Raw genomic sequence first — 2,500 nt, forward strand, 5'->3', positions numbered from 1 at the left:
GCTTAGTGATCCGGTGGTTCCGCATGGAAGGGCCATCGCTCAACGGATAAAAGCTACCCCGGGGATAACAGGCTTATCTCCCCCAAGAGTCCACATCGACGGGGAGGTTTGGCACCTCGATGTCGGCTCATCGCATCCTGGGGCTGTAGTCGGTCCCAAGGGTTGGGCTGTTCGCCCATTAAAGCGGTACGCGAGCTGGGTTCAGAACGTCGTGAGACAGTTCGGTCCCTATCCGTCGTGGGCGTAGGAAATTTGAGAGGAGCTGTCCTTAGTACGAGAGGACCGGGATGGACGCACCGCTGGTGTACCAGTTGTTCTGCCAAGGGCATAGCTGGGTAGCTATGTGCGGAAGGGATAAGTGCTGAAAGCATCTAAGCATGAAGCCCCCCTCAAGATGAGATTTCCCATAGCGTAAGCTAGTAAGATCCCTGAAAGATGATCAGGTTGATAGGTTCGAGGTGGAAGCATGGTGACATGTGGAGCTGACGAATACTAATAGATCGAGGACTTAACCATATAATATGTAGCAAATGTTATCTAGTTTTGAAGGAATATGCCTTCATAGTTTGGTGATGATGGCAGAGAGGTCACACCCGTTCCCATACCGAACACGGAAGTTAAGCTCTCTAGCGCCGATGGTAGTTGGGACCTTGTCCCTGTGAGAGTAGGACGTCGCCAAGCAAGAACCTAAGTCATTTTGACTTAGGTTTTTTGTGTTTATTTTTATTATTTTTAATTTAAAGGTAAGAATTACCTTTTCAAGAATATAGTCCAGATATAAAAAGAATGTTTGTGATCTTACATAACCTTTTGTGCTTTTAAAGGATTTTACATTAGAAAAAATCTATAATTAAGGTAGTTAACATATATTTTTGATGGGTGTGAGGAATTATGAAAGAAATATGCATGTTATTAGTGGCTGTTATATTATGGGGCACAGCCATTGCGCCAACAAAATGGGCGTTAGAATCTATTCAGCCGTTTACTTTGTTATTTATTCGTCTTTTCTTTGCAGGTGGAATTTGTATGCTATTCTCATTTAAGGAACTACAAAAATCAGTTGTACATAAAAAAGTTCCATGGAAAAGAATGAGTTTGTTAGCTTTTACCGGTGTAGCTGGTTATTTTATGTTTACATCCTACGGCATTTCTTTAACAAGTGGATTACATGTGAGTATTATAGATGCTGCATTACCATTAGTTACAATTCTTTTTTCAGCACTCTTTTTAAAAGAGGAAATTCGATTGAATTATTGGATAGGAATTATATTGGGTGCTATAGGAGTACTCTTTATTACGATTCCATCTAAAAGTGCTAATCAAGAAGTGTCCTTAATAGGAGATATACTAATATTATTAAGTACTTTTCTATTTGCTTTCTACACAGTTTTGCTAAAACGACCAAAACAAGAACAGTATTTATCAAACGAGGTTTTTACAACATTAACTTTAATTATTGGAGCTGTTATTCTCTTACCGTTTGCACTGGTAGAAATTTTTTATTACGGTCTCCCAAAGGTTGAAACCTGGAAAACGGGACTTAGTGTAATATACCTTGTTATTGGAGCAACAATTTTAGCGTATTGGTTTTGGAATAAAGCGCTAGAGAGAGTTTCAGCATCAGTAAGCGGATTATATTTAAATGCATTACCATTAATAAGTATTATTACTTCAATTATTCTATTAAATGAATCTCTGACATGGAGAGTAATAATGGGAGCGAGTTTAGTCTTAATTGGAGTAGGATGGGCGGATAAGCAAAAGTTATGTAATCTATTAAAAGGTAACAAGGTGGAGAATAGAGACTGTTAAACAGTATGATTTATATAATTGAAATGTTAAAAAGATACCTTATATATGAGGTATCTTTTTTATTTAGCAAAGATAATAGACTAAAGTTAGTATGGATATTCTTTGCTGTATTTATATGTGTCGAAATCATTTTGAAATATTGTTTGGACAAGTTGTATACATTCAGTATCATAAAAGCTTTCAAAAGTTGGATGACGTGGAAATAAAGGATCAGTAATATCGCCTTCGCTAAAATTCCCTTTATAAATCATGGCGGGAGTTTGATGATGCCATGATGTTGAGAACTCATTTATTGGTGCGGTTTTTAATTCGAAACGCTTTTCTAATTCTTTCATTTCCTGATCGAAGTTTTCTAAGTATATATAATTGGTCACATATTCTTCTTCACCAGCTATATATTGTTGTGTGAAATGTGGGTTAATATCACTTGCATGAGCCCCTTTTATAAATAGATAGTATAGAAATTGTTTAAATGAGATCCCTTTGGAGGAATTTTCATCTTGATATAAAAACTTTCGGATGGGTTTCCATTCGGGATTTTCCATATAAGGAGGTCCAATTAAGGATACGAAAGAACTGACTGCTCTCCTATAAGGGTTACGAACAAGTTTAAAAGTTTCTTTTTGTTTTTCTCGTAACGCTACTCCTAGTCGTACACTATAGGCAGGTGTACTTTTGTATATATCAT

Annotated in this window: 2 protein-coding genes and 2 rRNA genes (2 of these 4 running past the window's edge); 3 read left to right on the forward strand and 1 reads right to left on the reverse strand. The window is 37.1% G+C overall.

All coding sequences use genetic code 11. The features are described from left to right. The 3 genes from DN399_RS01675 to DN399_RS01685 all read left to right on the forward strand — a co-directional run. Window positions 1-516: ribosomal RNA gene (locus tag DN399_RS01675) — 23S ribosomal RNA — on the forward strand (it extends 2,406 nt beyond the left edge of the window). 49 nt (window positions 517-565) lie between these two features. Next, window positions 566-681 (forward strand): 5S ribosomal RNA (gene rrf, locus DN399_RS01680). 210 nt (window positions 682-891) lie between these two features. Further along, window positions 892-1,812 carry a DMT family transporter gene (locus DN399_RS01685; RefSeq protein WP_000658274.1) on the forward strand — a complete coding sequence of 307 codons (921 nt, stop codon included), beginning with the start codon at window positions 892-894 and terminating at the stop codon, window positions 1,810-1,812. Window positions 1,813-1,898: 86 nt separating this feature from the next. On the opposite strand, the gene DN399_RS01690 is transcribed toward DN399_RS01685, so the two are convergent. Next, on the reverse strand, window positions 1,899-2,500 hold the 3' portion of the coding sequence (locus DN399_RS01690) for a sulfotransferase family 2 domain-containing protein (RefSeq protein ID WP_000483017.1). It continues 190 nt past the right edge of the window; the window shows 602 of its 792 coding nt (coding positions 191-792); the start codon falls outside the window, past its right edge — the gene reads right to left on this strand; its stop codon occupies window positions 1,899-1,901.

Source organism: Bacillus sp. AR4-2, assembly GCF_008274865.1.
GTDB classification, from domain to species: domain Bacteria; phylum Bacillota; class Bacilli; order Bacillales; family Bacillaceae_G; genus Bacillus_A; species Bacillus_A cereus.

Excerpts from the sequence above, each read along its gene's own strand:
- DN399_RS01685 (WP_000658274.1), top strand. The coding sequence starts at position 892 with ATGAAAGAAATATGCATGTTATTAGTGGCTGTTATATTATGGGGCACA.